The organism is Pseudomonas sp., assembly GCF_030696055.1.
Classification (GTDB): domain Bacteria; phylum Pseudomonadota; class Gammaproteobacteria; order Pseudomonadales; family Pseudomonadaceae; genus Aquipseudomonas.
Genome location: NZ_JAUYNP010000039.1, coordinates 1 through 1745, shown reverse-complemented (window position 1 = coordinate 1745; position 1745 = coordinate 1). Strand labels below are relative to the sequence as shown.

1 protein-coding gene is annotated in these 1745 nt (G+C 63.7%); it reads right to left on the bottom strand.

The annotated features are described in order from the left end of the window. Window positions 1–60: 60 nt before the first annotated feature. On the bottom strand, window positions 61–1745 hold a 1685-nt coding region (gene uvrC / locus Q8Q83_RS02090; protein ID WP_305620700.1), incomplete at its 5' end, for an excinuclease ABC subunit UvrC.

The window sequence follows — 1745 nt, the reverse complement described above, 5'->3', positions numbered from 1 at the left end:
AACGGTAAGCAGGTTGGGGATATTCATCGGCACAACTGGGCTGCAAGGTGAGCGCGCATTCTACTCGCTGTGCAGGGCGGCATAAATCAGCTCGGCAAGCTTTTTACTGATTCCCGGCGCTTTAGCGATTTCTTCGACACTGGCGCGGGACAGCTCCTGCAGGCCGCCGAAGTGGTTGAGCAGTTCGCGACGGCGTTTCGGCCCGACCCCGGCGACTTCCTCCAGAGTCGAAGTACGTCGGGTTTTGCCACGCCGCGCGCGGTGGCCGGTAATCGCGAAGCGGTGCGATTCGTCGCGGATCTGCTGGATCAGATGCAGCGCAGGGGAATTGCCCGGAAGGGTGAACTCATGGGCGGCGTCATTCAGGTAGAGGGTTTCCAGGCCCGGCTTGCGGGTCGCGCCCTTGGCCACGCCGAGCAGGATCAACTCGGGCACCGCCAATTCTTCAAGCACCTCGCGGGCCATGGCCAGCTGGCCCTTGCCGCCGTCGACCAGCAGAATATCCGGCAGCTTGCCTTCACCCTCCTTGATCTTACTGAAGCGCCGGGTCAGCGCCTGGTGCATCGCGGCGTAATCATCGCCGGGCGTCACACCCTCGATGTTGTAGCGCCGATAATCGGACTTCAGCGGGCCCTCGGGGCCAAACACCACGCAGGACGCCACTGTCGCTTCGCCGCTGGAGTGGCTGATATCGAAACACTCCAGGCGCTGCGGCACCTCATCCATATCCAGGGCCTCGGCCAGCGCCTCGAAGCGAGCGGCGACGTGCTGACGATCGGCCAGGCGCGCGCCCAGGGCCTGCTCGGCATTGGTCACCGCCAGTTGTTGCCAGCGCGCCCGGGTGCCGCGCACGCGATAGCTGATAGTCAACTCACGGCCGCGCAGCTCGTCGATGGCGGCGATCAGCGTGGGGAAGTCTTCGTGCTGGGCATTGACTATCAGCTCGCTGGGCTGATCGCGCTCCGGACTGCTCAGGTTGTACTGGGCGAGGAAGGCCAGCAGCACCTCGCTGCCCTCCTCCTCGATCGCCACCTGAGGAAAGAAATTCTTGCTGCCCAGTACCCGCCCGCCGCGCACGCTGATCAGGTGCACGCAGGCGCCACCCGGGTTGACCATGGCGGCAACCACATCGATGTCGCCGGTGCCGCCTTCCATGCTCTGCTGATCCTGCACGCGGCGCAGCAGGGCGATCTGATCGCGCAGCTCGGCGGCGCGCTCGAAATCCAGCTCGGTGGCGGCCTTCTGCATGCCGCTGGACAGTTCATCGCTCAGGGCATTGCTGCGACCTTCGAGAAACATCACCGAGTGGCGCACGTCCTCGGCATATTCCGCGGGATCGACCAGGCCGACACAGGGGCCTTTGCAGCGCTTGATCTGGTATTGCAGGCAGGGCCGCGTGCGGTTCTTGAAGAAGCTGTCCTCGCACTGGCGCACCAGAAAAGCCTTCTGCAAGAGGCTAAGGCTTTCGCGAATGGCCCCGGCACTAGGATAGGGGCCGAAATAGCGGCCCTTCAGCTTTTTCGCCCCACGGTGAATGCTCAGGCGCGGGTAATCGCCGTCCGAGAGAAACACATAGGGGTAGGATTTGTCGTCGCGCAGCAGGATGTTGTAGGGCGGCCGCCATTCCTTGATCAGCGTCTGCTCGAGCAACAACGCCTCGGTTTCGTTGGCGGTAATGGTGGTTTCGACCTGGGCGATCTTGCCCACCAGGGCGGCGGTCTTGGGGGCCAGGCCTGTCTTGCGAA